The 616-nt window shown below is 70.5% G+C and carries 1 protein-coding gene; it reads right to left on the bottom strand.

Annotated elements, in window-relative coordinates:
• The coding region (locus tag VP06_RS32005; RefSeq protein ID WP_048467864.1) for an acetyl-coenzyme A synthetase N-terminal domain-containing protein at nucleotides 1-369 on the bottom strand (369 nt) is incomplete at its 3' end.
• Nucleotides 370-616: the final 247 nt, after the last annotated feature.

The following is a 616-nucleotide window of genomic DNA, read 5'->3' on the forward strand; positions in this document are numbered from 1 at the left end:
CCCCATCGGCATGTAGAGCACCACCCGGTCGCCGCGCCCGACGCCGAGATCCTGGAGCACGGCGGCCAGAGCCTCGACCTCGCTCAGAAGCTCGGCATAGGTGATCCGCCGCTTGGTGCCGGTGACGGGCGAATCGTACAGGATTGCCGCCTGGTCGCCCCTTCCGGCCGCGACGTGGCGGTCGACGGCATTGTGGCAGGCATTGACCTCCCCGCCGACGAACCAGCGGCCATAGGCGCCCTCCTCCGGGGCGAAGATGCGGGTCGCGGGGGTGGCCCAGTCGATCGCCGCGGCGGCCTCGCCCCAGAAGGCTTCCGGGTCGCGCTGCCAGGCGGCATAGGTCTCCGGGTAGCGGCTCGGGCTCGCCATGACGTCTTCCTCCGGTGCCACCCGTCTTCAGGAGCGGCCTGCCTTGAGATAGAACACGGCTCCGCCCCGCCGGAAGTCGAACTTTCGTAAGGATCGCAGGCGGATTGATCGCCCCGCCCCGGCGGGTACTCTGGCGCGGCAGGGAGCAGGACGACCCATGACCGGCGCCACGATCTACGACCACGGCCTCGACCGCAATCCGGCCAACCACCAGCCGCTCACGCCGCTCACCTTCCTGGAGCGGGCG

The organism is Methylobacterium aquaticum, from assembly GCF_001043915.1.
Taxonomy (GTDB): domain Bacteria; phylum Pseudomonadota; class Alphaproteobacteria; order Rhizobiales; family Beijerinckiaceae; genus Methylobacterium; species Methylobacterium aquaticum.